This window comes from Paraburkholderia phytofirmans PsJN (assembly GCF_000020125.1).
In the GTDB taxonomy this organism is placed as follows: Bacteria; Pseudomonadota; Gammaproteobacteria; order Burkholderiales; family Burkholderiaceae; genus Paraburkholderia; species Paraburkholderia phytofirmans.
The window spans coordinates 3,346,121-3,370,904 of record NC_010681.1 but is presented as its reverse complement, the minus strand read 5'-3'; the positions used below and the strand labels follow the sequence as shown (position 1 = coordinate 3,370,904).

25 protein-coding genes are annotated in these 24,784 nt (G+C 63.1%); 14 read left to right on the top strand and 11 right to left on the bottom strand.

Annotated features, from left to right (window positions below; translation table 11 throughout):
- Positions 1-13 precede the first annotated feature (13 nt).
- From BPHYT_RS14810 to BPHYT_RS14795, 4 genes are all read left to right on the top strand, one after another.
- Entirely contained in the window at positions 14-811 is a 798-nt protein-coding gene (locus tag BPHYT_RS14810) for a MetQ/NlpA family ABC transporter substrate-binding protein (protein ID WP_012433959.1), read from the top strand.
- Between the two features lie 238 nt (positions 812-1,049).
- Positions 1,050-1,799 carry an electron transfer flavoprotein subunit beta/FixA family protein gene (locus tag BPHYT_RS14805; RefSeq protein WP_012433958.1) on the top strand — a complete coding sequence of 250 codons (750 nt, stop codon included), beginning with the start codon at positions 1,050-1,052 and terminating at the stop codon, positions 1,797-1,799.
- 14 nt (positions 1,800-1,813) lie between these two features.
- A complete protein-coding gene (locus tag BPHYT_RS14800; RefSeq protein ID WP_012433957.1) occupies positions 1,814-2,749 on the top strand; it encodes an electron transfer flavoprotein subunit alpha/FixB family protein in 936 nt (311 codons plus the stop codon).
- Positions 2,750-2,852: 103 nt separating this feature from the next.
- Positions 2,853-4,643, top strand: coding sequence for an acyl-CoA dehydrogenase (locus BPHYT_RS14795; protein ID WP_012433956.1), 1,791 nt, complete (start codon positions 2,853-2,855; stop codon positions 4,641-4,643).
- Positions 4,644-4,777: 134 nt separating this feature from the next.
- Here BPHYT_RS14795 and BPHYT_RS14790 read toward each other — a convergent pair whose 3' ends face one another.
- The gene (locus BPHYT_RS14790; protein WP_012433955.1) at positions 4,778-6,064 is read right to left on the bottom strand and encodes a D-amino acid dehydrogenase; all 1,287 of its coding nucleotides are present in this window, start codon (positions 6,062-6,064) and stop codon (positions 4,778-4,780) included.
- Between the two features lie 167 nt (positions 6,065-6,231).
- Here BPHYT_RS14790 and BPHYT_RS14785 point away from each other — a divergent pair, with 167 nt between their 5' ends.
- Positions 6,232-6,720, top strand: a complete 489-nt coding sequence (locus tag BPHYT_RS14785) for an Lrp/AsnC ligand binding domain-containing protein (protein ID WP_012433954.1) — start codon at positions 6,232-6,234, stop codon at positions 6,718-6,720.
- 98 nt (positions 6,721-6,818) lie between these two features.
- On the top strand, positions 6,819-7,964 hold the full coding sequence (locus BPHYT_RS14780; RefSeq protein ID WP_012433953.1) for a PA0069 family radical SAM protein: 1,146 nt from the start codon (positions 6,819-6,821) through the stop codon (positions 7,962-7,964).
- 16 nt (positions 7,965-7,980) lie between these two features.
- Here the strand turns inward: BPHYT_RS14780 and BPHYT_RS14775 are convergent, their stop codons facing one another.
- Positions 7,981-8,448, bottom strand: coding sequence for an NINE protein (locus tag BPHYT_RS14775; protein ID WP_012433952.1), 468 nt, complete (start codon positions 8,446-8,448; stop codon positions 7,981-7,983).
- A 309-nt stretch (positions 8,449-8,757) separates the two neighbouring features.
- Positions 8,758-9,942 (bottom strand): PQQ-dependent sugar dehydrogenase, encoded by a 1,185-nt coding sequence (locus BPHYT_RS14770; RefSeq protein ID WP_012433951.1) that lies wholly within the window; start codon positions 9,940-9,942, stop codon positions 8,758-8,760.
- 172 nt (positions 9,943-10,114) lie between these two features.
- Here BPHYT_RS14770 and rpsP point away from each other — a divergent pair, with 172 nt between their 5' ends.
- The 6 genes from rpsP to BPHYT_RS14740 all read left to right on the top strand — a co-directional run bounded on the left by rpsP (position 10,115) and on the right by BPHYT_RS14740 (position 14,450).
- On the top strand, positions 10,115-10,369 hold the full coding sequence (gene rpsP / locus BPHYT_RS14765) for a 30S ribosomal protein S16 (protein ID WP_007180912.1): 255 nt from the start codon (positions 10,115-10,117) through the stop codon (positions 10,367-10,369).
- Between the two features lie 132 nt (positions 10,370-10,501).
- Positions 10,502-11,248, top strand: a complete 747-nt coding sequence (gene rimM, locus BPHYT_RS14760) for a ribosome maturation factor RimM (RefSeq protein WP_012433950.1) — start codon at positions 10,502-10,504, stop codon at positions 11,246-11,248.
- 25 nt (positions 11,249-11,273) lie between these two features.
- Entirely contained in the window at positions 11,274-12,041 is a 768-nt protein-coding gene (gene trmD / locus BPHYT_RS14755) for a tRNA (guanosine(37)-N1)-methyltransferase TrmD (RefSeq protein WP_012433949.1), read from the top strand.
- Positions 12,042-12,186: 145 nt separating this feature from the next.
- Positions 12,187-12,576: a 50S ribosomal protein L19 gene (gene rplS / locus BPHYT_RS14750; RefSeq protein ID WP_012433948.1), complete on the top strand. Its 390-nt coding sequence runs from the start codon at positions 12,187-12,189 to the stop codon at positions 12,574-12,576.
- Between the two features lie 93 nt (positions 12,577-12,669).
- Complete coding sequence (locus BPHYT_RS14745) at positions 12,670-13,398, top strand: CoA pyrophosphatase (RefSeq protein ID WP_012433947.1); 729 nt, start codon at positions 12,670-12,672, stop codon at positions 13,396-13,398.
- A 113-nt stretch (positions 13,399-13,511) separates the two neighbouring features.
- A complete protein-coding gene (locus BPHYT_RS14740) occupies positions 13,512-14,450 on the top strand; it encodes a CobD/CbiB family protein (RefSeq protein ID WP_012433946.1) in 939 nt (312 codons plus the stop codon).
- A 201-nt stretch (positions 14,451-14,651) separates the two neighbouring features.
- Here BPHYT_RS14740 and BPHYT_RS14735 read toward each other — a convergent pair whose 3' ends face one another.
- Genes BPHYT_RS14735 through BPHYT_RS14725 form a run of 3 tightly spaced genes read right to left on the bottom strand, consistent with a single transcriptional unit; the run spans position 14,652 to position 17,180 of the window.
- Complete coding sequence (locus BPHYT_RS14735; RefSeq protein ID WP_012433945.1) at positions 14,652-14,972, bottom strand: putative signal transducing protein; 321 nt, start codon at positions 14,970-14,972, stop codon at positions 14,652-14,654.
- A 1-nt stretch (position 14,973) separates the two neighbouring features.
- A complete protein-coding gene (gene rsgA, locus BPHYT_RS14730) occupies positions 14,974-15,924 on the bottom strand; it encodes a ribosome small subunit-dependent GTPase A (protein ID WP_012433944.1) in 951 nt (316 codons plus the stop codon).
- Positions 15,921-17,180, bottom strand: coding sequence for a M48 family metallopeptidase (locus BPHYT_RS14725; RefSeq protein ID WP_012433943.1), 1,260 nt, complete (start codon positions 17,178-17,180; stop codon positions 15,921-15,923). Before BPHYT_RS14725 ends, rsgA begins: the two co-directional genes overlap by 4 nt.
- Before the next feature lie 145 nt (positions 17,181-17,325).
- On the opposite strand from BPHYT_RS14725, the gene orn reads away from it, so the two are divergent.
- On the top strand, positions 17,326-17,937 hold the full coding sequence (gene orn, locus BPHYT_RS14720) for an oligoribonuclease (protein WP_012433942.1): 612 nt from the start codon (positions 17,326-17,328) through the stop codon (positions 17,935-17,937).
- 2 nt (positions 17,938-17,939) lie between these two features.
- On the opposite strand, the gene mog is transcribed toward orn, so the two are convergent.
- Together mog and yjgA are read right to left on the bottom strand one after the other, a co-directional pair.
- A complete protein-coding gene (mog, locus tag BPHYT_RS14715) occupies positions 17,940-18,584 on the bottom strand; it encodes a molybdopterin adenylyltransferase (RefSeq protein ID WP_012433941.1) in 645 nt (214 codons plus the stop codon).
- On the bottom strand, positions 18,565-19,179 hold the full coding sequence (gene yjgA, locus BPHYT_RS14710) for a ribosome biogenesis factor YjgA (protein WP_012433940.1): 615 nt from the start codon (positions 19,177-19,179) through the stop codon (positions 18,565-18,567). Before yjgA ends, mog begins: the two co-directional genes overlap by 20 nt.
- 306 nt (positions 19,180-19,485) lie before the next feature.
- Between yjgA and pmbA the strand changes: the two genes are divergently transcribed.
- Positions 19,486-20,856 carry a metalloprotease PmbA gene (gene pmbA / locus BPHYT_RS14705; protein WP_012433939.1) on the top strand — a complete coding sequence of 457 codons (1,371 nt, stop codon included), beginning with the start codon at positions 19,486-19,488 and terminating at the stop codon, positions 20,854-20,856.
- Positions 20,857-21,010: 154 nt separating this feature from the next.
- Here pmbA and BPHYT_RS14700 read toward each other — a convergent pair whose 3' ends face one another.
- The 3 genes from BPHYT_RS14700 to BPHYT_RS14690 form a co-directional block, all read right to left on the bottom strand.
- On the bottom strand, positions 21,011-21,511 hold the full coding sequence (locus BPHYT_RS14700; protein ID WP_012433938.1) for a dihydrofolate reductase: 501 nt from the start codon (positions 21,509-21,511) through the stop codon (positions 21,011-21,013).
- A gap of 235 nt (positions 21,512-21,746) precedes the next feature.
- A complete protein-coding gene (locus tag BPHYT_RS14695) occupies positions 21,747-23,315 on the bottom strand; it encodes a sigma-54 dependent transcriptional regulator (RefSeq protein ID WP_012433937.1) in 1,569 nt (522 codons plus the stop codon).
- A 24-nt stretch (positions 23,316-23,339) separates the two neighbouring features.
- Positions 23,340-24,776 (bottom strand): hypothetical protein, encoded by a 1,437-nt coding sequence (locus BPHYT_RS14690; protein WP_012433936.1) that lies wholly within the window; start codon positions 24,774-24,776, stop codon positions 23,340-23,342.
- Positions 24,777-24,784 lie beyond the last annotated feature (8 nt).

The window sequence follows — 24,784 nt, the reverse complement described above, 5'->3', positions numbered from 1 at the left end:
GGAAAGGTCCATCATGCAACGTCGTTTCATTCTCAAGCTGGCTGCCGCGCTCGGCGCCGCATCGCTCATCGCCGCCAACGCGGCTTACGCTGAAGACACGATCAAGGTCGGCGTCACCGGCGGTCCGCACGCGCAGATCATGGAGGTCGTGAAGACGGTCGCGGCCAGGAACGGTCTGAACATCAAGATCGTCGAATTCTCCGACTACGTGCAACCGAACGCCGCGCTCGCCGGCGGCGATCTGGACGCGAACAGCTACCAGCACGACCCGTATCTGCAAGCGCAGGTGAAGGACCGCGGCTACAAGCTGATCCGTATCGCGGATACGGTCACGTACCCGATGGGCATCTATTCGAAGAAAGTGAAGACGCTCGCCGAACTGCAACCGGGCGCGAAGATCGCGGTGCCGAACGATCCGACCAACGGCGGCCGCGCGCTGCTGTTGCTGCAAAAGCAGGGTCTGCTGAAACTGCGTGCCGACGCGGGCCTGAAGGCGACGCCGCTCGATATCGTCGACAATCCGAAGAAGCTGAAGATCGTCGAGCTCGACGCTGCGCAGATTCCGCGCTCGCTGAACGACGTGGACGCGGCCGCGATCAACACGAACTTCGCGATGGAAGCAGGTCTGAAGCCCAAGCAGGACGCTATCGCGATCGAAGACCCGAAAGGTCCTTACGTGAACGTCATCGCCATCCGCGAGGCAGACAAAAATAAGCCGTGGGTTGCCAAGCTGGTCGCGGCGTATCATTCGCCGGAAGTGAAGCAGTTCGTGGAAAGCAAATTCGGCGGGTCGGTCATCACCGCGTGGTAAGCGGGTTGCCTACAAAGCAAGCAAGATACGACGGCAATGGAAAGTTTAGAGTCGTAAGTCTTAACCCGGGGTTGTCGCCCGGGTTTTTTCGAGTTTAAAATAGAACGATCGTTCGTTATTGCCGTCACGCCGCTGAGGAGCGATATCCTCCTGCTAAAGCACCCGCGACCGGGCTGCCGTGAGGGCAGTCGTTATAATGTTCGTTGGGTTGACGTATTCGTAACTTTGGAGCGTGTGCATGAAAATCCTGGTGCCAGTCAAGAGAGTGGTCGATTACAACGTGAAAGTTCGAGTCAAGTCGGACGGCACGGGCGTCGACATCGCGAACGTGAAAATGTCGATGAATCCGTTCGATGAAATCGCGGTTGAAGAGGCCGTGCGTCTGAAAGAAGCAGGCGTGGCGACGGAAGTGATCGCCGTGTCGGCGGGTGTCACGCAGTCGCAGGAAACGCTGCGTACGGCACTGGCCATCGGTGCTGATCGCGCGATCCTGATCGAGTCTTCGCAGGAACTGCAGCCGCTGGCCGTGGCCAAGCTGCTGAAGGCACTGGTCGACAAGGAACAGCCTTCGCTGGTCATTCTCGGCAAGCAGGCTATCGACGACGATTCGAATCAGACTGGTCAGATGCTCGCTGCGCTGGCTGGTCTGCCGCAAGCGACGTTCGCATCGAAAGTTGTCGTCGCTGACGGCAAGGCAACCGTATCGCGTGAAGTGGACGGTGGCGCTGAAACGCTGTCTCTAAAGCTGCCCGCTGTCGTCACGACCGACCTGCGCCTGAATGAGCCGCGCTACGTCACGCTGCCGAACATCATGAAGGCGAAGAAGAAGCCGCTGGAAGTCCTCAAGCCTGAAGATCTGGGCGTCGATGTCACGCCGCGCCTGAAGACACTGAAGGTCGTCGAGCCGCCCAAGCGCTCCGCCGGTGTGAAGGTGCCGGATGTGAAGACGTTGGTCGAGAAGCTGAAGACCGAAGCCAAGGTGCTGTGAGGGAGACAGAGCAAATGACGAATCTGGTAATAGCAGAACACGACAACGCATCGATCAAGGCCGCGACGCTGAACACGATCGCCGCCGCGCAGAAGATTGGCGGCGATATTCACGTGCTGGTGGCAGGCCACAACGCGCAAGCCGCGGCGGATGCTGCAGCGAAGATTGCAGGCGTTAGCAAAGTGCTGCTGGCCGACGCGCCGCAACTCGAAGCGGGCCTTGCGGAAAACGTCGAAGCAACGGTGCTGAATATCGCGAAGGATTACACGCATATCCTCGCGCCGGCGACCGCGTACGGCAAGAACATCACGCCGCGTATCGCCGCAAAGCTCGACGTCGCGCAGATCAGCGACATCACCGCGGTGGATTCGGCTGATACCTTTGAACGTCCGATCTACGCCGGCAACGCAATCGCAACGGTGCAGTCGGCTGATCCGATCAAGGTCATCACGGTCCGCACAACCGGTTTCGATGCAGTCGCAGCCGAAGGCGGCAGCGCATCGGTCGAGAAAATCGAAGCGGCAGCGGACAGCGGCATCTCGTCATTCGTGAGCCGTGAAGTGACGAAGCTGGACCGTCCGGAACTGACCTCAGCGAAGGTGATCGTCTCGGGTGGCCGCGGTCTGGGCAACGGCGAGAACTACACCAAGGTACTCGAACCGCTGGCAGACAAACTGAACGCCGCGTTGGGCGCTTCGCGTGCCGCAGTCGACGCAGGCTTCGTACCGAACGACTATCAAGTGGGCCAGACCGGCAAGATCGTCGCACCGCAGCTGTACATCGCAGTCGGCATCTCGGGTGCGATTCAACATCTGGCCGGCATGAAAGACAGCAAGGTGATCGTCGCGATCAATAAAGACGAAGAAGCGCCGATCTTCAGCGTCGCCGATTACGGTCTGGTGGGCGACCTGTTTACGCTCGTGCCTGAACTCGTCGGCGAACTTGGCTAAGCGCCGTAGCGCCGCATAAAAGGCGTCTGGCAGCACAGGAAGGGCGCGGGACCGATCAAGTCCAGCGCCCTTTTTTTATATCCGAAGCGGGGGGAGAACTGAAATGAGCTATACGGCGCCCATCAAAGACATGCTGTTCGTCATGAAAGAACTGGCGGGTCTCGAAGACATCGCGACCTTGCCGGGCTTCGAAGACGCGAACCTCGAGACCGCACAGGCTGTGCTCGAAGAATCGGCGAAACTGTGCGGTAGCGTGCTGGCGCCGCTGAATGTCGAAGGCGATCGCAATCCGAGCAGTTGGAAAGACGGCGTGGTCACCGCGACGCCCGGCTTCAGGGAAGCATTTCGCCAGTTCGGTGAAGGCGGCTGGCAAGGCGTGCAACATCCCGTCGACTACGAAGGCCAGGGCCTGCCGAAGCTGATCGCGACGCCGTGCGTTGAAATGCTCAACGCGTCGAACCTGTCGTTCGCGCTGTGTCCGTTGCTGACCGACGGCGCGATCGAAGCGCTGCTCACCGCCGGCACCGAAGCGCAAAAACAAACCTATGTGCCCAAACTGATTTCGGGCGAATGGACCGGCACGATGAACCTGACCGAGCCGCAGGCCGGTTCCGATCTCGCGCTGGTGCGTACGCGCGCCGAGCCGCAGGGCGACGGTTCGTTCAAGCTGTTCGGCACGAAGATTTTCATCACGTGGGGCGAGCACGACATGGCGAAGAACATCGCGCATCTCGTGCTGGCGCGCACGCCGAATGCACCGGAAGGCGTGAAAGGCATTTCGCTCTTTATCGTGCCGAAGTTTCTCGTCAACGAAGACGGTTCGCTCGGCGAGCGCAACGACGTGCATTGCGTGTCGATCGAACACAAGCTCGGCATCAAGGCGAGCCCGACCGCGGTGCTGCAATTCGGCGACCACGGCGGCGCGATCGGTCATCTGATCGGCGAAGAGAATCGCGGCCTCGAGTACATGTTCATCATGATGAACGCGGCGCGTTTTGCTGTCGGCATGCAGGGCGTCGGCATTTCGGATCGGGCGTATCAGAAGGCGGTCGCGTATGCGAAAGATCGCGTGCAAAGCCGTCCCGTCGATGGCTCCGCGAAACAGTCGGTCGCGATCATTCAGCATCCGGACGTGCGTCGCATGCTCTCGACCATGCGCGGCCTCACCGAAGCATCGCGCGCGCTGGCTTACGTGGCCGCGGCGCATTGCGACATCGCGCATCGTCATCCGGACGAAGCAAAGCGCGCCGAGCATCAGGCGATCTACGAGTATCTCGTGCCGATCGTGAAGGGCTGGAGCACCGAGCTGTCGATCGACGTGACGAGCCTCGGCGTGCAGGTGCACGGCGGTATGGGCTTCATCGAAGAAACCGGCGCCGCGCAGTACTACCGTGACGCACGCATCCTGCCGATCTACGAAGGCACGACCGCGATTCAGGCCAACGATCTGATCGGCCGCAAGACTGTGCGCGACGGCGGCAAGGTGGCGAAGTCGCTGCTCGCCGGGGTGGCGGAAACGATCGAGGCACTCGGCGCGCAGCAAGGCCCTGCGTTCGACTCGATGAAGAAGTATCTCGCGCAGGGTCATCAATCGTTGGGCGCGGCGGTAGATTTCGTCGTCGCCAATACGAAGGGCGATCCGAACGCGGTGTTCGCCGGCAGCGTGCCGTATCTGAAGCTCGCGGGCATTGTGCTGGGCGGCTGGCAGATGGCGCGTGCGTTGCTGGTGGCGGCGCAAAAGCGCGACGAAGATCCGTCGTTCTACGGCGCGAAGATCGCGACCGCGCAGTTCTACGCGGAGCATGTGCTGCCGCTGACATCGGCACTTGAAGCGTCGATTGTCAGCGCAAAGGGTGGAGAGAGTGTGCTGGCTTTGTCGGAAGATCAGTTCTAAGATTGCTTCGGCTTCTGCTTTTGCATTGCTTGAAAAAACAAACGGCGCCATGTTGACGCCGTTTGTTTTTGTGACGCTGGTCCGTGAGATCACAAACCAGCGCTGCCGCTCTCGCGAAGCGTAGTCGTTAAACCTTAGGCATAAGCCGGGCGATGCGCACCGCCAACCTCGCCGAGATAGCGATGCACCGACAGATCGTCCGCCTTGATGGCCGGTTGCTTGCCCGACATCACGTCGGCGAGCAGTTGGCCCGAGCCACACGACATCGTCCAGCCCAGCGTGCCGTGGCCGGTGTTAAGGAACAGGTTCGGCACGGGAGTGCGGCCGACGATCGGCGTGCCGTCCGGTGTCATCGGGCGCAGACCGGTCCAGAAGGTGGCCTTCGACGTATCGCCGCCGCCCGGGAACAGGTCGTTCACGCACAGTTCCAGCGTTTCGCGGCGCGCCTGGCGCAACGATTTGTCGAAGCCGACGATCTCCGCCATGCCGCCCACGCGAATCCGGTCGTCGAAACGCGTGATCGCGATCTTGTACGTTTCGTCGAGCACGGTCGATACCGGCGCCGATGCTTCGTTGACGATCGGCGCGGTGATCGAATAACCCTTGAGCGGATAGACCGGAATCTTCACCAGACCGGACAGAAACTGCGTCGAGTACGAACCCAGTGCGACCACGAACGAATCCGCACGCACCAGTTCTTCGCCGCACTTCACGCCGGCGATGCGGTCGCCGGCCATCGCGAGTGCGTCGATCGGCGTGTTGTAGCGGAACTTGACGCCCAGTTCTTCAGCCAGCGCGGCGAGGCGCGTGGTGAACATCTGGCAGTCGCCGGTTTCGTCGCCCGGCAGGCGCAGACCGCCGGTCAGCTTATGCGACACGGCGGCGAGCGCCGGTTCGGCGCGCGCGAGCTCGGCCGGCGACAGCAGTTCGTACGGCACGTTGGCTTCCTGCAGCACGGCGATGTCTTTCGCGGCGCCATCGAATTGCTGCTGCGTGCGGAATACCTGGAGCGTGCCGCCTGTGCGGCCTTCATACTGAATGCCGGTTTCGGCGCGTAGCGCTTGCAGGCAGTCGCGGCTGTATTCGGCGAGGCGAACCATGCGGCCCTTGTTCACCGCATAACGCGACGACGTGCAGTTCTGCAGCATTTGCCACATCCACTGCAACTGGAATTGAGTGCCGTCGAGGCGGATCGCCAGCGGCGCGTGTTTCTGGAACATCCACTTGACCGCCTTCAGCGGCACGCCCGGTGCAGCCCACGGCGACGCGTAGCCCGGCGAGATCTGGCCGGCGTTGGCGAAACTGGTTTCGAGCGCCGGCCCGGCCTCGCGATCGATAACGGTCACTTCGTGTCCCGCGCGCGCCAGGTAATACGCGCTGGTCACGCCGACAACGCCACTGCCCAAAACGACGACTCGCATAGATGCTCCAGGTATTCAAATGAGGTCTGAGGACGGTGCGTTTGTCGATTCGTTGGAATTCGCTCGATTAACGAGGTGTTTCGCGGATCGTCCAGTGTTAACCGCTATACTATTAACAGTCAGGCAGGTTTTGTTATTGTATTTTCAAGATTTTCAGCAAAAACACCATGCGTACACAGCGCCAACCGGTCCGGGCTCTCGACAAACTCGATCGCAAGATCCTGCGGCTGCTGCAACAAGACGGCCGCATGGCCATGAAGGACCTGGCCGAACAGGTCGGACTGTCCGTCACGCCGTGCATCGAGCGCGTCAAGCGGATGGAGCGCGACGGCGTGATCACCGGCTACTACGCGCGCGTGAATCCGGCGGAGTTGGGCGCGGCGCTGCTGGTGTTCGTCGAGATCACGCTGGATCACAAGAGCGGCAACATGTTCGACCAGTTCCGCCGCGAGGTGCAGAAGATCCCCGAGGTGCTGGAATGTCACCTGGTGTCGGGCGATTTCGACTATCTGATCAAGGCGCGCATCGGCGAAATGGCCGATTACCGCAAGCTGCTCGGCGACATCCTGCTGCAGTTGCCCGGTGCGGTGCAGTCGAAAAGCTATGTCGTGATGGAGGAGATCAAGGAAACGCTGATGATTCCGGTAGGGGATTGAACGGCACGACTGTGCCCGGCGGGACTCGACAAACGGCGTAAACACTGTATATTTGTACAGGTGTTTTGCGCCGTTTTCTGTTTTTACGTGTTCCAGCCGTGACCGATTCCGACTCCCACTTCGTCAACGAATTTCCGATCGCGCCGCCCGCGCCTCGCAAGGGCCGCGGCGCGGTGACGAATCTGCAAGGCCGCTACGAAGTCGACCAACGCGAAGCGGTGGACGACGGCTGGCTCTCGGCGCCGGAAGAGGGTGACGAGCCCAAGGTCTTGCGCACGCAGGTCTTCGAAGAGCGGGCCAAGACCATTCTTACGCGCAACGCGTCGCCGGATATTCCGTTCAGCGTGTCGCTGAACCCGTATCGCGGCTGCGAGCACGGCTGCATTTATTGTTTTGCGCGGCCCACACACGCTTATCTGGGGCTGTCGCCGGGGCTCGACTTCGAAAGTCGAATCTACGCCAAGATTAATGCGCCGGAGTTGCTCGAGCGGGAATTGTCGAAGAAGTCCTACGTGCCGGAGCCGATCGCGCTGGGCGTCAATACAGACGCCTGGCAGCCCGTCGAGCGCGACCTGCGGCTCACACGCAGGGTGATCGAAGTGCTCAGCGAGCGTCAGCATCCGTTTGCGGCGATCACCAAGTCGTCGCTGATCGAACGCGATCTCGATCTGCTGGCGCCCATGGCGGCGCGCGGGCAATTCATGGCGGCCATCACCATCACCACGCTGGACGCAGAGATCGCTCGCACGCTGGAACCGCGCGCGGCGACCCCGTCACGGCGGCTGCGCGCCATCCGCACGCTGAGCGAGGCGGGTATCCCGGTCGGCGTCAGCATCGCGCCGGTGATTCCGTTCGTCACGGAACCGGACATGGAGCGCGTGCTGGAAGCCTGCGCGGAGGCCGGTGCGAGCAACGCGAGCTATATCGTGCTGCGTCTGCCGTGGGAAGTCGCGCCGCTATTCAAGGACTGGCTCGCGGCGCACTTTCCAGATCGTGCCGATCGGGTGATGAGTCGCGTGCGGGACATGCGGGGTGGAAAGGACTACGACTCGTCGTTCTCCACGCGCATGAAGGGCGAAGGTTTGTGGGCCGATCTGCTCAAACAGCGATTCCACAAGGCGGTGCGCCGTCTGGGCCTGAATCGGCGCGACCGCGGGATTCTGGATATGTCGCACTTTCGCCCAGTGGACGTGCCGCGTGCCGACAAACCGGCACGCGACGATCCTCAACTGAATCTTTTCTAGCGCGACGCGCGGCGGCTCATTGCGAGAGCGCTTTGGCCGCCTGCACCTGGCTTTCGAAATACGTCTGGAACGAAATGGCGAGACCTGTCATCAGCAGGAAGGCGCCGATCAGCAGCGAAAAGATCACGACGAAAATGACCGTCCAGCCGGAGCGGCTTTTGCGCTGGGTCCGAGCGTTGAACTGCGCGTCCCACTTTTCGTCCGGACGCAGCCCGTAGACGATCGCGGCGAGAAACGCCGCAAGCAGCGAAACCGCGCCAGGAAAGGCCAGCACCCAGCCGAGCATCGAAGACCGTTCGCTCGCTATCAGCAGCATGGCGCCCGGAATGCCGATCAGCGTGCCGATTACGTGTGCCCATCCGTAGATGTCGCGCATGCCGTACAGATAGAACCGGTGAGCGCCGAGGCTGCCGAAGAAGAACGCCAGTGCGGCGGTAATCGTCTTGGATCTGAAACGCGAGGAAGTCGAGACAAGGGTGGACATGTAGGCCAGAGCAGAGTGACAGGCGGTCGAAAGGAGCAGCGCGCGGCGCGCGGACCGACGCGCATTCTACGCCCGCCACAGGCCGCCGGTCACTTAATGGGTGGTCGCGGCAGGACCGAAGGCGCGCTCAGCCGCGGGGCGAAGGGTGGGTGGTTGTGGCGGCGGTGCAGTGGGTGATCATGGCAGCTTGGCGAGTGGTGCGAGGAGCGCCGGATCTGGCTGGACCGGCGGCGCGGGTGCCGGCGCTCAGTTGACCGGCCAGGCTTTGGAAGCGCACGGAATTTGACGCTGCTTGCCCCAAAAGGCGCCCTACGGCGCCGAATAGGTCACGCGATAGACAGCGCCGGCGTAGTCGTCGCTGATCAGCAGCGAGCCGTCGGGCAGCGGCAGCACGTCGGCCGGTCGTCCCCACTCGGTTTCGCCGGATTGGAGCCAGCCTTCGGCAAACACTTCCTGGCGGGCATTGCTGCCATCCGGGTCTGTGGTCACATGCACGACGCGATAGCCGACCTTCTTGCTGCGATTCCACGAGCCGTGCTCGGCGATAAAAATACTGTTCCGGTACGTGGCCGGAAACATCGGGCCGTCGTAAAAGCGCATGCCGAGTGCCGCGACATGCGCGCCGAGTTTGACCGCGGGCGGCGTAAAAGCGCTGCACGGATGGTCCTTGCCGAACTCGGGATCGGGTGTGTCGCCGCCATGGCAGTACGGAAAGCCGAAATCCATTCCGGCGCGCGGCGCGCGGTTGAGCTTGTCGTCCGGCACGTCGTCGCCGAGCAGGTCGCGGCCGTTATCCGTGAACCACAAGTCATGCGTCACGGGATGCCACGCGAAGCCGACTGAATTGCGGATGCCGCGCGCCACGACCTCGTAGTGACTGCCGTCCGGGTCCATGCGGCCGATCAACCCGAAGCGGTTGCGATCTTTCAGGCAGACGTTGCAGGGCGCGCCTTGCGGCACGTAGAGCTTGCCGTCCGGGCCGAACGCGATGAATTTCCAGCCGTGGTGCGTCTCCGCGGGCAATGTGTCGATTACCACGACGGGTTTGGACGGATCGTTCAGATGAGTGTCGATCGCGTCGAAGCGTACAATTTTCGACACTGCGGATACATAGAGTGCGCCATCGTGCCAAGCCACGCCCGCCGGCGTTTCAAGGCCGGAAGCGATCACGTGCCGGGCCGTTACGCGTCCGTTTTGCAATTCGAGCGCGTAGACGTGGCCGTCGAGGCTGCCTATATAAAGAATGCCTTTCGGCGAGAGCGCCATGGCTCGCGCGCTCGGCACGGCGTTCGACAAGACCTCGATACGGAAGCCCGGCGGCACTTTGATCCGGTCCACCGGCAGCGCGGCGAGCGCAGGCAGGGCAGTTGCGGCGATCAGCACGGCCGTGCCTATGCGAAGGCCCCGGCTTTGCAAATCGCGCGTCGAGGTGGCGAGCCGTGTGGCGGCGGTACAGAAAGCGCGTAAAAACACAGTTGGCGGCAGGAGTTTCACGGGCGCTCCGTCAGGTAATTCGGGCGTTTTGACGCGGTTCCGGGCTCCCGCCCGTATGGCCGGCGCAACCCCGTCGCTCAGTTTATCCGGGTAAGTGTTTGTTATGGCGTTGGTTTCCCGCTATAATCGCGTGTTTCAGTCGTTCCGAACCCCGGTTTTCAAGGATTCTAGTATGGTCATCATCCGCTTGGCTCGTGGCGGCTCCAAGAAGCGCCCGTTCTACAACATCGTCGCAACCGATTCGCGTAACCGTCGTGACGGCCGCTTCATCGAGCGCGTTGGCTTCTACAACCCGGTCGCTACGAAGGGTGAGTCCCTCCGTATCGCTCAGGACCGCCTGACGTACTGGCAAGGCGTTGGCGCACAACTGTCGCCGACCGTCGAGCGCCTCGTGAAGGAAGCTGCAAAGGCGCAGCCGGCTGCTTAATGGTAGCTAGCATGCGTATCGTCGTCGGTTCGACCGGCGGCTCGCGCGGTGTGCGTGAGCAGTCCGATGCGCGAGTTGTTTTGCTGAAGCAGGCGTCGAAGCTGGCAGCGAGGTTCTCTTCGAGGTGTTCTTATGTCTGAGCGTGATTCCGGCAGTTCAGGTCGCGCAAAGGCAGCGGCGGCAGTAGCGGCAGCAACCCCGCGCGCGAAGACGTCTGGTCCGGCGCCGTTCGGTGCATTCGTCCGCAAGCCGGTCGAAAAAGCCGAAGGCAAGGCGAAAGCCCAAGTTGCTAACGCCGGTTCCGGCGCGGCAGAAATGCGCATGGAAACGGTGGAAAGCTGGCCGGCCGATGCGGTTGAGGTCGGCGCAATCGTCGACGCTTACGGCCTCAAAGGCTGGGTCAAGGTGGCCGCGCACGCGGATGCCGGCCACGGTGGCGATGCGTTGCTGAGCGCGAAGCGCTGGTGGCTGATCAAAGGCCAGGAGCGCAAATCGGCGCCGTCGTTGCAGGCGAAAATGCATAGCGACAGTGTGGTTGCCCATCTGGGCGGCGTCACTGACCGCGATGTGGCTCTGGCACTGCGCGGCTCCCGCGTCTATATCAGCCGCAGCGAATTTCCGGCTCTCGGAGCCGACGAATTCTACTGGGTCGACCTGCTCGGCCTGGATGTGGTGAACGTTGCCGGGGTCAATCTCGGCAAGGTTGCAGACATGATCGACAACGGTGCGCACTCGGTGTTGCGCATCGAATACCCGGATACCGACAAAAGCGGCAAGCCGGTCATCGGCGAGCGTTTGATCCCGTTCGTCGGCGTCTTTGTCAAAACGGTGGACCAGGCGGCGAAGCAGATCACTGTCGACTGGGAAGCCGATTACTAAATAATTTCGCTGAATGGAGAGAGCGATGCAGTTCGATGTCGTTACGCTCTTTCCTGACATGTTTCGCGCGCTGACCGACTGGGGTATCACCAGCCGTGCGGCGAAGCAGGAGCGCTACGCGTTGCGTACGTGGAATCCGCGCGATTTCACGACCGACAACTACCGCACGATCGACGATCGCCCATATGGCGGCGGCCCCGGCATGGTGATGCTGGCCAAACCGCTGGAAGACGCGATCGGCGCGGCGAAAGCGGCGCAGGCGGAGCAGGGCATCGGCGCGTCGCGTGTTGTGATGATGTCGCCGCAAGGTGCCACGTTGAATCACGACCGCGTCATGCAGTTTGCTGCCGAACCCGGCCTGATCCTGTTGTGCGGGCGCTACGAAGCGATTGATCAGCGTTTGCTCGACCGTGTCGTCGACGAAGAAGTCAGCCTGGGCGACTTCGTGCTGTCGGGCGGCGAACTGCCGGCCATGGCCTTGATGGACGCTGTGGTGCGTCAGTTGCCCGGCGTGCTGAACGACTCGCAGTCGGCGGTGCAGGATAGTTTTGTCGACGTGCTGCTGGATTGCCCGCATTACACGCGCCCCGAGGAATACGACGGCGTGCGCGTGCCCGATGTGCTGCTCGGCGGCCATCATGCGGAGATCGAAGCGTGGCGCCGGCGTGAAGCCTTGCGTAACACGTTGAAGAAACGGCCCGATCTGATCGTGAAGGCCAGAAGGAACAAGATGTTGAGCCGTGCCGACGAGGCATGGCTTGCGAGTCTCGCAAAGGAAGAGTCGAAGGCGTAAAGGCTTCGGTCTTTCGAGCGGACATTAGGCGGCGCCGCGCATGCGTGCACGGCGCCAGATGTGAACCCATCCTCTATCGGGGCCGTAGCCAAGTGTTTTCACGAGGCAGGTACGAACGCCGACAAGATGGACCTAGGAGTCAGTGATGAATCTGATTGCAATACTCGAGCAGGAAGAAATCGGCCGCGCCCTCGGCGAGAAGACCATCCCCGAATTCGCCCCCGGCGATACGGTGATCGTCAGCGTGAACGTGGTCGAAGGTACGCGTAAGCGTGTTCAGGCTTACGAAGGCGTCGTGATCGCCAAGCGCAACCGTGGTCTGAATTCGTCGTTCATCGTCCGCAAGATTTCGTCGGGCGAAGGCGTCGAGCGTACGTTCCAGACGTACTCGCCGCTGCTGGCAAGCATCGTCGTGAAGCGTCGTGGCGATGTGCGTCGTGCGAAGCTGTACTACCTGCGCGACCGTTCGGGCAAGTCGGCCCGGATCAAGGAAAAGCTGGTCGCGAAGAAAGACCGCGCTGCTCCGGAAGCGTAAAAGCTGTAAGAAAAAGCACCCCTCGCGGGTGCTTTTTTGTTTGCCAGGTCAAAATAGCGGCATGTCCCCTATCCGCTCATTTCGAGAGACCCGTTGACCCGCCCCGTCTTTGAGCCTGAAACCCTGCCTGTCGAAGCAACAGGCACCGATCTGCCGCCAGTGGCGGGCGACCGTCTCACGCCCGACGGCTTGCGCGCACGCTTCGAGCAACCCCTTGCCTGGACCCCTGAGCTCGTCGTCGATGCGCCCTGGCGCGATACGCATGCCGATCCGCGAGTCGCGGCGGTGCTGGTGCCGCTGGTGGTCCGCGAACACGGCCTGACCGTGCTGCTGACTCAGCGTGCCGACCATCTGAACGATCATGCAGGCCAGGTGAGCTTTCCTGGCGGCCGTCATGAACCCTTCGACGCCGACGCTACGGCCACCGCACTGCGGGAAGCGGAGGAGGAGGTCGGTCTCGATCCATCGCGTGTGGAAATTCTCGGCGCATTGCCCGACTATCTGACGGGCACCGGTTTTCGCGTGACGCCGGTGATCGGCCTCGTGCATCCGCCGTTCACAGTGAAGGCGGACGCGTTCGAAGTGGCCGAAGTCTTCGAAGTGCCGCTCGCCTTTCTGATGAACCCCGTGCACCACGAAGTCCGCGTGTTCCGTTATGAAGGCGGCGAACGGCGCTTTTTCGCGATGCCGTATCCGCGTGCAGCATTGGCTGAGGCCGATCCTGAAGTTGACGAGAGCAGCAGCGAAGTCGGCAGCCACTATTTCATCTGGGGCGCGACGGCCGCCATGCTGCGCAACTTCTATCGCTTCCTCGCGGCATGAGTCGCATGGACTGTGCAGTTGTCGGGTGTTTGTCGAGGTCCGCGCTCAGCGGCATCCGACCCTGTGCTATCGTTATAAAACAATCGTAAAACTCGAAAAGCACGGCGCACCGCATGACTTTTTTCTCCGTATTGCTGGCTCTGATCATTGAACAGGTACGCGCGCTGTCGCCGAACAATCCGGTGTCCGCGTTGCTTCAATACCATGCGGAGTCGGCGGCGCACGGATTCGATGCCGGCAAGCCGAAGCACGGCTTGCTTGCCTGGCTCGTGGTGGTGGTGCCGTGGACGCTGGTCGTCGCGCTCGTCTACTACGTGCTGTATCACATTCACTTTGCGCTGGCGTTCCTGTGGAACGTCGCGGTGCTGTACTTCACGCTGGGCTTCCGCCAGTTCAGCCACTATTTCACGGACATCCACCTCGCGTTGAATAACGACGACGTGCCGCGCGCGCGTGAGATCCTGAACGAATGGACCGGGCTCGATACGGTCGATATGCCCGTCAGCGAGATCGTGCGTCATACGCTGATTCACGCGGTGGTCGCTTCACATCGGCACGTGTTCGGCGTGTTCTTCTGGTTCCTGATTCCGGTCGGACCGGCGGGCGCCGTGCTGTATCGGATCGCCGAATATCTGGCGCGCACGTGGGCGCGGCCGGTCGACGATCGCACCGTCGCGTTTTCGAGCTTTGCGCAGCGTGCTTTCTTCGTGATCGACTGGGTGCCGGCGCGGTTGACGTCGCTGGGCTTTGCGATCGTCGGCAATTTTGAAGACGCGATTTATGCATGGCGCAACCATGCGCGCCAATGGCCGGACGCGAACGACGGCGTGTTGCTGGCCGCGGGCAGCGGTGCCTTGGGCGCACGTCTGAGCGGGCCGCTGGCTGAACCGTCGAGCCTCGACGCGCTCGCCACTGGCGACGGCGGCCCGATGCAGGTCGGCGACGACTGCACCCCGCGCACGCTGCAATCGGCCGTGGGCCTGGTGTGGCGCGCGGTGGTACTGTGGATGATTTTGTTGCTGATGCTGACGATTGCGGTGTGGCTGGCTTGACGCCATCAGGCTAGCGCTCTATTCGCTGAAGAGAAACAACGCCGCGCTCCGGTGTCAGTCTGCCGACCAAACCCTACGCTTCGAAGAAACGTAGGGTTTTGTTTTTAAGCGCCGGAAATCGCATCATGGAGCGCATCGCCACAGCCTTTTCCATTCATGCCGCGACACCGTACGCAATGCACCGGTCGGCGATGAGCCGCTTCACCCGTCCAGCGGATCGCGTGCCGTCCCACACTGCCAGCAGAGCGTAAACTGCGCCTCGAGCGCCTCGCCACACTGACGGCACGTCCACCCAGGCGACCCCGCCGCCGGTCCATGCGAGGCTGCGTCGATCAACCTCCGCGCCATCGCCTCATCACGTTCATCGACGAGCCAAAGTTCCGGCGAGCACTGATCCGCCGGGATATCGCCGAGCGCGCCGTTCAGATAACGGTTGTGCAACTCGCAAGCAATGCCCGCGGTAGCCAGCACATTGACCCAATGCTGTCCGATGATGAGATTCGGCGCGCGCATCAGTTTCATGTCAGCGGACGATCTGGCTGGCTTCGTGCACGAGTTGCGCATACAGCGCATGCCGTTCGCGGCGGATGCGTCCATCGGCCACGGCCTCGAGAATCGCGCAACCGGGTTCCTGCAAATGATGGCAGTTGTAGAACCGGCAGTTCGGCAGCAGCGGCCGGAACTCCGGAAACGCGCGCTCGAGCCGGCCTTCGGTCAAATGATGCAGGCCGAATTCCTGGAAGCCCGGCGAGTCGATCAACGCGCCGCCTTCGCCGTCCGCGCTATCAGGCAGTGGATAGAGACGCGTGAAGGTCGTCGTATGGCGCCCGCTGTTCAATGCCGTCGAAATCTCGCGCGTGGCGACTTCGGCATCGGGAATCAGCAGATTCACGAGCGTCGATTTGCCCATGCCGGATTGGCCGAGCAGCAGCGTCGAATGACCCTGCAGATGTTCGATCAACGCCGCACGCGCGGCCTCGGGTTGCATCTTGATCGACACTTCCACGACCGTATAACCCAGCGCGCGATACGGCTCGAGCCGCTTGCGCGCGCCTTCGAGTGCATCGGTGACGTCGGTCTTGTTCAGCACGATCAGCGGCTTCAACTCGTTCGCCTCTGCCGCGACGAGCGCGCGCCCGAGCAGATCTTCGCTGAAATGCGGCTCGGTGGCCAACACGACCAGCAGCTGATCGAGGTTGGCAGCGAACAGCTTCGACTTGTACTGATCCGAGCGATACAGCAGATTGCGCCGTTCTCCGATCTCGACAATCACGCCTTGATCCGCCGAAGCCAGCTCGTAAACCACGCGATCGCCGACGGCCACCTCGCTGCGCTTGCCGCGTGGGAAGCACTGGAGCATGGCGCCGCCGTCATCGGGCGCGACCAGATAGTGGCGGCCATGCGCGGCCACCACGAGGCCGCCTACGCGCGTGCTGGACGGCGCGCGCGGCGCTTTCGGGGAGCGGCCGCTCATGCGTGCCGCAGCAGGCGGTCGATCCGCTGCGACGCCGGCGGATGCGAGTAGTAGAACGCGGTGTAGAGCGGGTCGGGCGTCAGAGTCGACGCGTTGTCTTCGTACAGCTTGACGAGCGCGTTGACGAGGTCTTGCGCATCGGTCTGTGTCGCTGCGAACGCGTCGGCTTCGAACTCGTGCTTGCGCGAACTGAGACTGCCCAGCGGCGTCACGAAGAACAGGAACACCGGCAGCGCAAGGAAGAACAGCACCAGCGCGAGGCCGCTATTGCCGCCGATCAGCGACGGCCGCACGCCCAGCCCTTCATAGAACCACACGCACTGCGTGAGCCAGCCGAGCAGGGCGAGCATCGCGAGACTGATCGCGAAGGTGACGAGCATGCGCTTGATCACGTGACGGCGCTTGAAGTGGCCGAGTTCATGCGCGAGCACGGCTTCGATCTCGTTGCCCGACAGACGCGCGAGCAGCGTGTCGAAGAACACGATCCGCTTGGCCGCGCCGAAGCCGGTGAAGTAGGCGTTGCCGTGCGCCGAACGGCGGCTGCCGTCCATCACGAAAAGGCCTTTGGCAGCGAAACCGCAGCGCTGCATCAGCGCCTCGATACGGCTTTTCAGCACTTCGTCCTTGAGCGGCTCGAACTTGTTGAAAAGCGGCGCGATAAACGACGGATACAGCACCAGCACAAGCATCTGGAAGGCGACCCACACGATCCACGTCCACAGCCACCACAGACTGCCGGCCTGGTTCATCAGCCACAGCACGACGAACAGCAGCGGCAGACCGAACGCGGCGCCGAGCAACACGCCCTTGATCCGGTCGACGAAAAAAATGCCCTTGCTCATGCGGTTGAAGCCGAAGCGCTGCTCGACCACGAACTGGCGGTAGTAATCGAACGGCAGGTCGATCACGCTGGTGATCGCGATCACCGCGGCGACCAGTGCGATCTGGCCGATGTAACCGCGGCCGAGCCAGTCGGATATCCCAAGATCCAGCGCCTGCACGCCGCCGAGCAGCGTGAGGCCGATCAGCACGGCCGCGCTGACGACGATTTCGATCATGGTCAGACGCGTGCGCTCGACGGTGTAGTCGGCGGCGCGCTGGTGCGCGGTGAGCGCGATGGTGCCGGCGAACTGGCTCGGCACCTGCTCGCGATGGCCGGCCACGAAGCGGATTTGCCGCGACGCGAGCCACAGTTTGGTGCCGACCATCGCCACGACGGCGACGACGAACAGAACGGTGAAGTACAGAGTAGGCATCCGGGGATTCCGTGGTATCTATGCGAGAATTATATGTTTCTTCCCGCCGCGCGGCGGGAACACGCTCAAACCAATCTCAAACGAACAATTGCCGTGGCAGGCGGGCTTGCACCAAGCCGTTTGCGCGGCCCTCAGGGTTGCCTTCATGACTGACATCCTCGCATCCACCGAACAGCCGTCGCTCGTGCGCAGCGACATGAATCTCGTCTGGCTGGACATGGAAATGACCGGGCTCGAGCCCGATTCCGACCGCATCATCGAAATTGCGGTGGTGGTGACGAATTCGACGCTCGACAGAATGGTCGAAGGTCCGGTCCTGGCGATTCATCAGAGCGACGAGACGCTCGCCAAAATGGATCAGTGGAATCAGAACACGCATGGCCGCTCGGGCCTGATCGACCGCGTGAAGGCGTCTACAGTCAGCGAGGCCGATGCCGCCGAACAGATTCGCGATTTCCTGAGCGTTTTCGTGCCGCCCGGCAAATCGCCGATGTGCGGCAACTCGATCTGCCAGGACCGCCGCTTCATGGCGCGCTGGATGCCGGATCTGGAGCGCTTCTTCCACTACCGCAATCTCGACGTCAGCACGTTGAAGGAACTGTGCCGCCGCTGGCAACCGGCCATCTACAAGGGCTTCCAGAAGCGCGCAATGCACACGGCGCTGGCCGATATCCACGAGTCGATCGACGAACTGAAGTACTACCGCGAGCATTTCCTGATTCCGTCGGCGCCGGACGCCGCCAACGGGGCGGAGTAAAACTAAGCCGGCCGGGGCGCGCGCTGTGCGTTCTTCGGCCGGAACGCCTTCACCACGTCGGCGTTGGTTTCAACGTACGGTCCGCCGATCAGGTCGATACAGTACGGCACCGCGGCGAAAATGCCCGGCACCTTCACCGCGCCGCCTGCTTCGGCGTCGCGCAAACCTTCCAGCGTTTCCTTGATCGACTTCGGCTGACCCGGCAGATTGACGATCAGCGCCGCGTGCTCCGCCGTTTCGCGGATCACCGCGACCTGGCGCGACAGAATCGCCGTCGGCACGAAATTCAGGCTGATCTGCCGCATCTGCTCGCCGAAACCCGGCATTTCCTTAGTGGCCACGGCAAGCGTGGCCTCGGGCGTCACGTCGCGGCGCGACGGGCCGGTGCCGCCGGTGGTCAGCACCAGATCGCAGCCCACTTCGTCCACCAGTTCGGTCAGCGTGGCGGAAATGGTCGGCGCGTCGTCCTGAATCAGACGCGTGACCACTTGCCACGGCGAAGTCAGCGCCGCGCCGAGCCATTCCTGCAAGGCCGGAATGCCCTTGTCCTCGTAGACGCCGGTGGACGCGCGGTCGCTGATCGACACGAGGCCGATCACGATTTCGTCGGGGTGCTTGCGTGCCGCCTTAGGCGTCGCGGTCGTCATCGTCGTCTTCGTCCAGGGCGTTGTCGGCGTCGGAATCGGTTTGCGCGGACGGTCCGTCCGCGTTCTTGATCCACTGGAACAGTTCGCGGAAGTAGCGCGGCGGCTTGCTCTGCAGCGCTTCCTTGCGGGCGTTGCGGATCAGCGTGCGGCCTTGCTGCGGGTCGGCGTTCGGGTGCTGGCGGATGAAATCGGTCAGCGCGGCGTCGTCGGCGAGCAGTTTTTCGCGGGTGCGTTCGATCCAGTGAAGCTTGGCCGTTTCCGCCTTGTTGACGCCGTTGTAGGTGTCGAGCGCGGTGCGCAGCGCGGCGGTTTCCTCGTCCAGCAGCGAGCGCATCACGCGGCCGACATATTGCACCTGGCGGCGTTTGCCTTCGTGGTCGGTGATGCGGCGCGCTTCGCGCACCGCGTCGTCGAGCTTTTCGGGCATCGGCATGCGCTTGAGCGCGTCTTTGGGCAGCGCGATCAGCGCCGAGCCCAGTTCCTGCAGCTCGTGCATTTCGCGCTTGAGCTGGGACTTGCTGGGACGGTCGTAGCCGTTCTCGTCGACTTCCGGCTCGGCGGATTCGATGGGTTGAATGCGGGTTTTGCGTGTCATGCCGATATTGTAACGTGCCGCGCCCACCGAACCCGCGGTGCCGCCGCGCGCAAGATCTCGCGCATGGCGAAGCGATGACAATGCTGCGCCTTAGGCGGTGCCCGGCCGACGTGACGCGAGGCGCAGCGAATGCCAGGTACGGCGTCGCGTACCTTGCTATGATCGCGGGATAGGTAACGGATACACGCGCCAGACACGCGCGCAGGCGTCAGGCGCGGACGTGACCGGTGCGAACACAACAGCAGACCCAGCCAACATAGCGAACCCACCCAGGGCCGCTCGGCCCCGAACAGGACGGCAACGACAATGGCAGCAGACATGGACGTCAAGCAGCGCTTTTTTCCGCATACCCAGGATGAACTGAAGGAAATCGCCTCGGACATCCTTCGTCACGCGAAGTCGCTCGGCGGAACCGACGCGGCGACCGAGATTTCCGAAGGCGACGGCCTGTCCGTCTCCGTGCGGCGCGGCGAAGTCGAGACGATCGAGCACAACCGCGACAAGATGGTCGGCGTGACGGTGTTCATTGGCAACAAGCGCGGCAATGCGAGCACTTCGGACTTTTCATCGCAGGCGTTGAAGGACACGGTTGCGGCGGCCTACAACATCGCCCGCTTCACAGCGGAAGACGATTGCGCGGGTCTCGCCGAGGCGGAGTTGCTGGAAACGGCGCCGCGCGACCTCGATCTCTATCACCCGTGGAATCTGTCCGCGGACGAAGCGGTGGAAATCGCCCGCCGCGCCGAAGACGCCGCATTCGCGACCGATCCGCAGATCAAGAATTCGGAAGGCGCGAGCGTCTCGGCGCAGCACTCGCAGTTCGTGCTGGCCACCTCGCGCGGCTTCCTGGCGGGCTATCCGTACTCGCGCCACTACATTGCGTGCGCGCCGATCGCCGGCAGCGCCCGCAACATGCAGCGCGACGACTGGTACACGTCCACTCGCAGCGCGGAAGAACTGGCCGATCCGGAAGCAGTCGGCCGTTACGCGGCGCAACGCGCGCTGGCGCGCATCGGCGCGCGCGGTCTGGATACGCGCAAGGTGCCGGTGCTGTTCGAAGCGCCGCTCGCCGCGGGCATTCTCGGCGCATTCGTGCAGGCCACGAGCGGTGGCGCGCTGTATCGCAAGACCTCGTTCCTCGTCGACAGTCTCGGCAAGCCGGTGTTCGCGCCGCACGTGCAAGTGGTCGAAGACCCGCATATTGCTCGCGCCATGGGCAGCGCGCCATTCGACGAAGAAGGCGTGCGCACCAAACAGCGTTCGGTAGTGAAAGACGGCGTGGTGGAAGGCTATTTCCTGTCCACGTACTCGGCGCGCAAGCTCGGCATGCAGACCACGGGCAATGCCGGCGGTTCGCACAACCTGTCGCTGCGCAGCTCGAACACGCGTCCCGAAGACGACTTCGAAGAAATGCTGCGCAAGCTCGGCACGGGCCTGTTGCTGACCGAACTGATGGGCCAAGGCGTGAACTACGTGACCGGCGACTACTCGCGCGGCGCGTCGGGCTTCTGGGTCGAGAACGGCAAGATCCAGTATCCGGTCGAGGAGATCACGGTGGCGAGCACGCTGCAGGAGATGTTCCACCACATCGTCGCGATCGGCGCGGATACGATCACGCGCGGCACCAAGCAGACCGGCTCGGTGCTGATCGAACGGATGACGATCGCGGGGCAGTAAGCGGGTTTAGCCGCGGTCCCGCCGCGTTTTCAGTTGACCCGTAAAAAGCAGAACGCCACGCAAGTCACTGCGTGGCGTTTTTTATGCCTGATCGGGCGGCGGCGCCGATTGTTTGCTCTGCGCGCGGCGTTGGTGTCTTAAGTCGAAGAAATCTTTAAGCGCCTTTGCGCTTATACGTCACGAACGCGTAGTCGAAATCGTTCGGCGCATCCGCGCGATGCGTTTCATGCGCGACTTCTTCCCACTCGTTTTCATCGAGCGCCGGGAAAGTGGCGTCGCCTTCGAAGTCGGCGGAAATCTCGGTGATGATCAGCTTGTCCGCCTGCCGCAAACCTTCCGCATACAACTGCGCGCCGCCGATCAGAAACGCTTCCGGCGCCTGGTCCTGAGCGGCGAGCTTGAGCGCGTCTTCGAGCGTGGTGGCCGCGTCGCAGCCCTGGAAACGCCGCGTGGCATCCCGTGTCACGATAATGTTGCGGCGTCCCGGCAACGGCCGGCCGATCGACTCGTGCGTCTTGCGTCCCATGATGATGGGCGCGCCCATGGTGGTGCGCTTGAAGAACGCGAGGTCTTCGGGAAGTCGCCAGGGCAACTGGTTGTCGCGGCCGATCACGCCATTGTTGGCGCGAGCGACGATCAGGGTGAGCGTCGTCATCGAATGGAAAGGGGAACGTAACCGGACTGATTCTACCTGACGCGGGGGTTTGGGCCGCGGAGGCGGGTTTCGGTGCGTGACCGCGCAGTCGGCCGGGACGCGCCCGGCCAAGCCATGCGCTATCCGCAGCGCGGCTGCTCGATTTCGCTGCGTGACACGCACCACGCGCCCCACGCGCAGCACGCGGCTTCACGCGGCTTCAAGAAACCACCGACCGCATCCACACTGCGCCGCCTCACACCGGCGCGCCATCGCCCGCGCCGAACGCCGCCTTCTCGTCGGCGGAGCTCAATTCGCGCAACCCGTGCTGGCCCATCAAGCGATACAGCGTCACGCGCGAAATATTCAGATCCGCCGCCGCCTCGTTCAACCGATGACGATGACGCAGCAGCGCCGCCTCGATCGCGCGCTTCTCGGCGGCCTCGCGCGCTTGCGAGAGCGTCATGGTCTGCTGCGCGGTGAAGTGCGCGAGATCGAGGTCGTCGGCGGAAATCAGCTTGTTCTCCGCCATCACGATCGCGCGGCGCACCCGGTTGATCAGCTCGCGGACGTTGCCGGGCCAGTTGTAGTTGTAGAGCGCCTCGATCGCGGACGGCGTGAAGCCGCGGATCTTGCGCGCGCTGTCGGTCTTGAACTTGTGCAGAATGTGCTGCGCGAGAATTTCGATGTCCTTGCCGCGCGCGCGCAGCGGCGGCTCGTCCACCCGCAGCACGCAGAGCCGGTGAAACAGGTCGGCGCGGAACTGGCCGTCGCGCATTGCGCCTTCCAGATCGACGTGGGTGGCGGAAATGATCCGCACGTCGACCGGAATCGATTCGCGTCCGCCGAGCCGCTCGATCTTGCCTTCCTGCAAAAAGCGCAGCAGGCTCGCCTGGCTTTCGAGCGGCAGATCGCCAATTTCGTCGAGCAGCAGCGTGCCGCCGTCGGCGGCCTCGACGCGGCCGATCTTGCGCTGATTCGCGCCGGTGAATGCGCCGCGCTCATAGCCGAACAATTCGGATTGCAGCAGATGGTGCGGAATCGCGCCGCAATTGATCGCGATGAACGGCGCCTTGCGGCGCGGCGAGCGCTCGTGAATCGCGAGCGCAGTCAGCTCCTTGCCTGTGCCCGACTCGCCGGAAATGAACACGCTCGCGTCGGTGTTGGCCACCTTGCGGATGGTGCGAAACAGCTGCTGCATGGCTTCGCAGGTGCCGACCATTTCTTCGTCGCCCGACTCGCTCACGGGCGGCGCGAGTTCGGGCTCGCACAGCGTCACCATGCCGTATGCGTGGCCGACCAGATAGTCGACCGTGGCGTTGGCCACCGGCACCTTGACGAAGTCGAAACAGTAGTGGCGCACGAGGCGCCGCACCACCGGATCGTTGAGCCGTTCGCTGGTGGCGAGCGCGATCCAGCCGACCTGCTGCTGGCGCAAGCTCGTTTCGAGTCCGGCGAGGTCGCGCGGCGGAAAGCTCGCCAGATCGACGATGCCGGCGCAAGCCACATCGGGTTTCACCAGCCGGCCGAGTTCATGCGCCGAACGCGCCGCGAGGACGTGCCAACCACGGCTTTTCAGGTGCGCGATCAGCGTGTCGTCCGGTGTGCGCGCCACATACAGCAGCAAGCGCTCGACGCCGGCATTGGCCACCGCGGCCAACGGCGCCGCGCCGCCGACCGTCGACACTACCGCCGAAGGCCGGCCTGTCGCGGCATCGACGGGACAGCCCGCCGCCGTCCCGTTCGGCAGCGCCCGTGCCCGCTGCGCCCCCGATCCCGCTCCGGCGGCCGGAGCAACACTGGTCAGATGAGGTGATTCACGCACGTTCGACCTCGTTTCGTTGACACGTCAGAATGTGTAGGGAAACCGCATGCCGACCACGAAGTTCGGCGCGTCGGGCGTCAAGCCCACGGAGACCGAGCCGTTGATGGTCAGGTGCTTGTTCACGACGTGGTTCAGGCCAAAATTCAGCGCCGCGGCCGTCGTCTCGCTGCCCGGCACCTTTTCGTATGAGCCGCCGGGGGCGCGCGTCTTCGATTCGGGTGCGAGCGCCATCGTGTAGGAGATGCTGGCCGAGTCCTTGTCGGAGAATGCGAGCGCCACGCCGCCGCCGAACTGCACGATGTCGCCGAGCTTGACGGTGGCCGGCTGGGTTTGCCCCTGCACCGAGGAGATATCCGCGAACGAGCGCGCGACGTTGTAGGTATAAGAGAGGCTGCCGAACAGCACCACCGGGTCGTAGGTCTTCAACAGCGAAACGCCGGCCGTGATGTTCCAGAAGCCCGTGCCGGTGGGCAGCTTGCCCGGCGCCACCAGATTGGTGTTGTTGGCGTCCAGCTGCACCAGCTTCTCGCCGAACGGCGAGGTGCCGGTCGGCGCCTTGATGCGCAGGCTGCCGACCACGTCCGGCAGACTGTTGGTCTCCTTCAGGAACTGGTAGTAGATCCCGAAATTGACGTCGCCGATATTGCTGCCGTTCACCGAGGCATCCGACATCGTGCTCGCCGCGCCGCCCGCGCCGCCCACAATGAAGTTGCTATGGCGGTAGATGTACGGCACGTCGACATCGACACTCATGCGGTCGGTCAGGCCGTAGCGCGTATCGAGATCCGCCATCACCTGGTGCGACTTGGTCTCGCCCAGATTGATGTTGCCGAGGAAAATCGCGTCGAGAGCGAGGAAGCCCGACAACTGCAGCTGGCGGCGATCGTAGTAGGTGTCGCTGATGCCCCAGTCCATTGTCAGCTTGTGGTCGAAGAGCGGGGCATGCTCGCGCTGCACGACCGCTTCCTCGGCCTGCGTGCGCACCGGCTCGGCCGCTTTCTGCGTCTGGCCGACCGCACCGCTGCCGTCGCTGGCCGGCGGCAGGCCGCCTGCGCTGCTGCCTGCGGGCGTCGGTGGATAGACGGGCACGCCGGTCGCCGTGCCCGTGTTGCCGCCAGTCGCGGGCGCGCCGGGACTGACCTGGGCGAGCAGCGGCAGCGGCACCGGCAAACCGTCGGCGCCGGGCTGTTCGGCCACGGCTTCGCTGCCCGCCGACGCGCCGGCACCCGGTACGCCTCGGCCGCGTTGCGACATTTCCAGATTGGTCACCTGGCGCTCGAGTGAATGAATTTGCCGCTGTTGCTCGTCGACGACCCGCATCAACGTATTCAGACGTTCTTCGATCGATTGTCCAGCGAGCGCCTGGGCGCTCGCTTCTTGCGAAAGCGCCAACAGCATGACGGCGGCCGGAATGGCCGCCAGTGCCATGCGTGGCACCTTCTTCGACGAAAGACTGTTCATTTTGTATT

Coding starts and splice junctions, on each gene's coding strand:
- BPHYT_RS14795 (WP_012433956.1), top strand. CDS start 2,853: ATGAGCTATACGGCGCCCATCAAAGACATGCTGTTCGTCATGAAAGAA.
- trmD (WP_012433949.1), top strand. CDS start 11,274: ATGCAGTTCGATGTCGTTACGCTCTTTCCTGACATGTTTCGCGCGCTG.
- BPHYT_RS14775 (WP_012433952.1), bottom strand. CDS start 8,448: ATGTCCACCCTTGTCTCGACTTCCTCGCGTTTCAGATCCAAGACGATT.
- BPHYT_RS14725 (WP_012433943.1), bottom strand. CDS start 17,180: ATGCCTACTCTGTACTTCACCGTTCTGTTCGTCGTCGCCGTCGTGGCG.
- rimM (WP_012433950.1), top strand. CDS start 10,502: ATGTCTGAGCGTGATTCCGGCAGTTCAGGTCGCGCAAAGGCAGCGGCG.
- BPHYT_RS14810 (WP_012433959.1), top strand. CDS start 14: ATGCAACGTCGTTTCATTCTCAAGCTGGCTGCCGCGCTCGGCGCCGCA.
- orn (WP_012433942.1), top strand. CDS start 17,326: ATGACTGACATCCTCGCATCCACCGAACAGCCGTCGCTCGTGCGCAGC.
- rplS (WP_012433948.1), top strand. CDS start 12,187: ATGAATCTGATTGCAATACTCGAGCAGGAAGAAATCGGCCGCGCCCTC.
- BPHYT_RS14805 (WP_012433958.1), top strand. CDS start 1,050: ATGAAAATCCTGGTGCCAGTCAAGAGAGTGGTCGATTACAACGTGAAA.
- rpsP (WP_007180912.1), top strand. CDS start 10,115: ATGGTCATCATCCGCTTGGCTCGTGGCGGCTCCAAGAAGCGCCCGTTC.
- rsgA (WP_012433944.1), bottom strand. CDS start 15,924: ATGAGCGGCCGCTCCCCGAAAGCGCCGCGCGCGCCGTCCAGCACGCGC.
- BPHYT_RS14800 (WP_012433957.1), top strand. CDS start 1,814: ATGACGAATCTGGTAATAGCAGAACACGACAACGCATCGATCAAGGCC.
- mog (WP_012433941.1), bottom strand. CDS start 18,584: ATGACGACCGCGACGCCTAAGGCGGCACGCAAGCACCCCGACGAAATC.
- BPHYT_RS14735 (WP_012433945.1), bottom strand. CDS start 14,972: ATGAAACTGATGCGCGCGCCGAATCTCATCATCGGACAGCATTGGGTC.
- BPHYT_RS14790 (WP_012433955.1), bottom strand. CDS start 6,064: ATGCGAGTCGTCGTTTTGGGCAGTGGCGTTGTCGGCGTGACCAGCGCG.
- BPHYT_RS14690 (WP_012433936.1), bottom strand. CDS start 24,776: ATGAACAGTCTTTCGTCGAAGAAGGTGCCACGCATGGCACTGGCGGCC.
- BPHYT_RS14785 (WP_012433954.1), top strand. CDS start 6,232: ATGCGTACACAGCGCCAACCGGTCCGGGCTCTCGACAAACTCGATCGC.
- BPHYT_RS14700 (WP_012433938.1), bottom strand. CDS start 21,511: ATGACGACGCTCACCCTGATCGTCGCTCGCGCCAACAATGGCGTGATC.
- yjgA (WP_012433940.1), bottom strand. CDS start 19,179: ATGACACGCAAAACCCGCATTCAACCCATCGAATCCGCCGAGCCGGAA.
- BPHYT_RS14740 (WP_012433946.1), top strand. CDS start 13,512: ATGACTTTTTTCTCCGTATTGCTGGCTCTGATCATTGAACAGGTACGC.
- pmbA (WP_012433939.1), top strand. CDS start 19,486: ATGGCAGCAGACATGGACGTCAAGCAGCGCTTTTTTCCGCATACCCAG.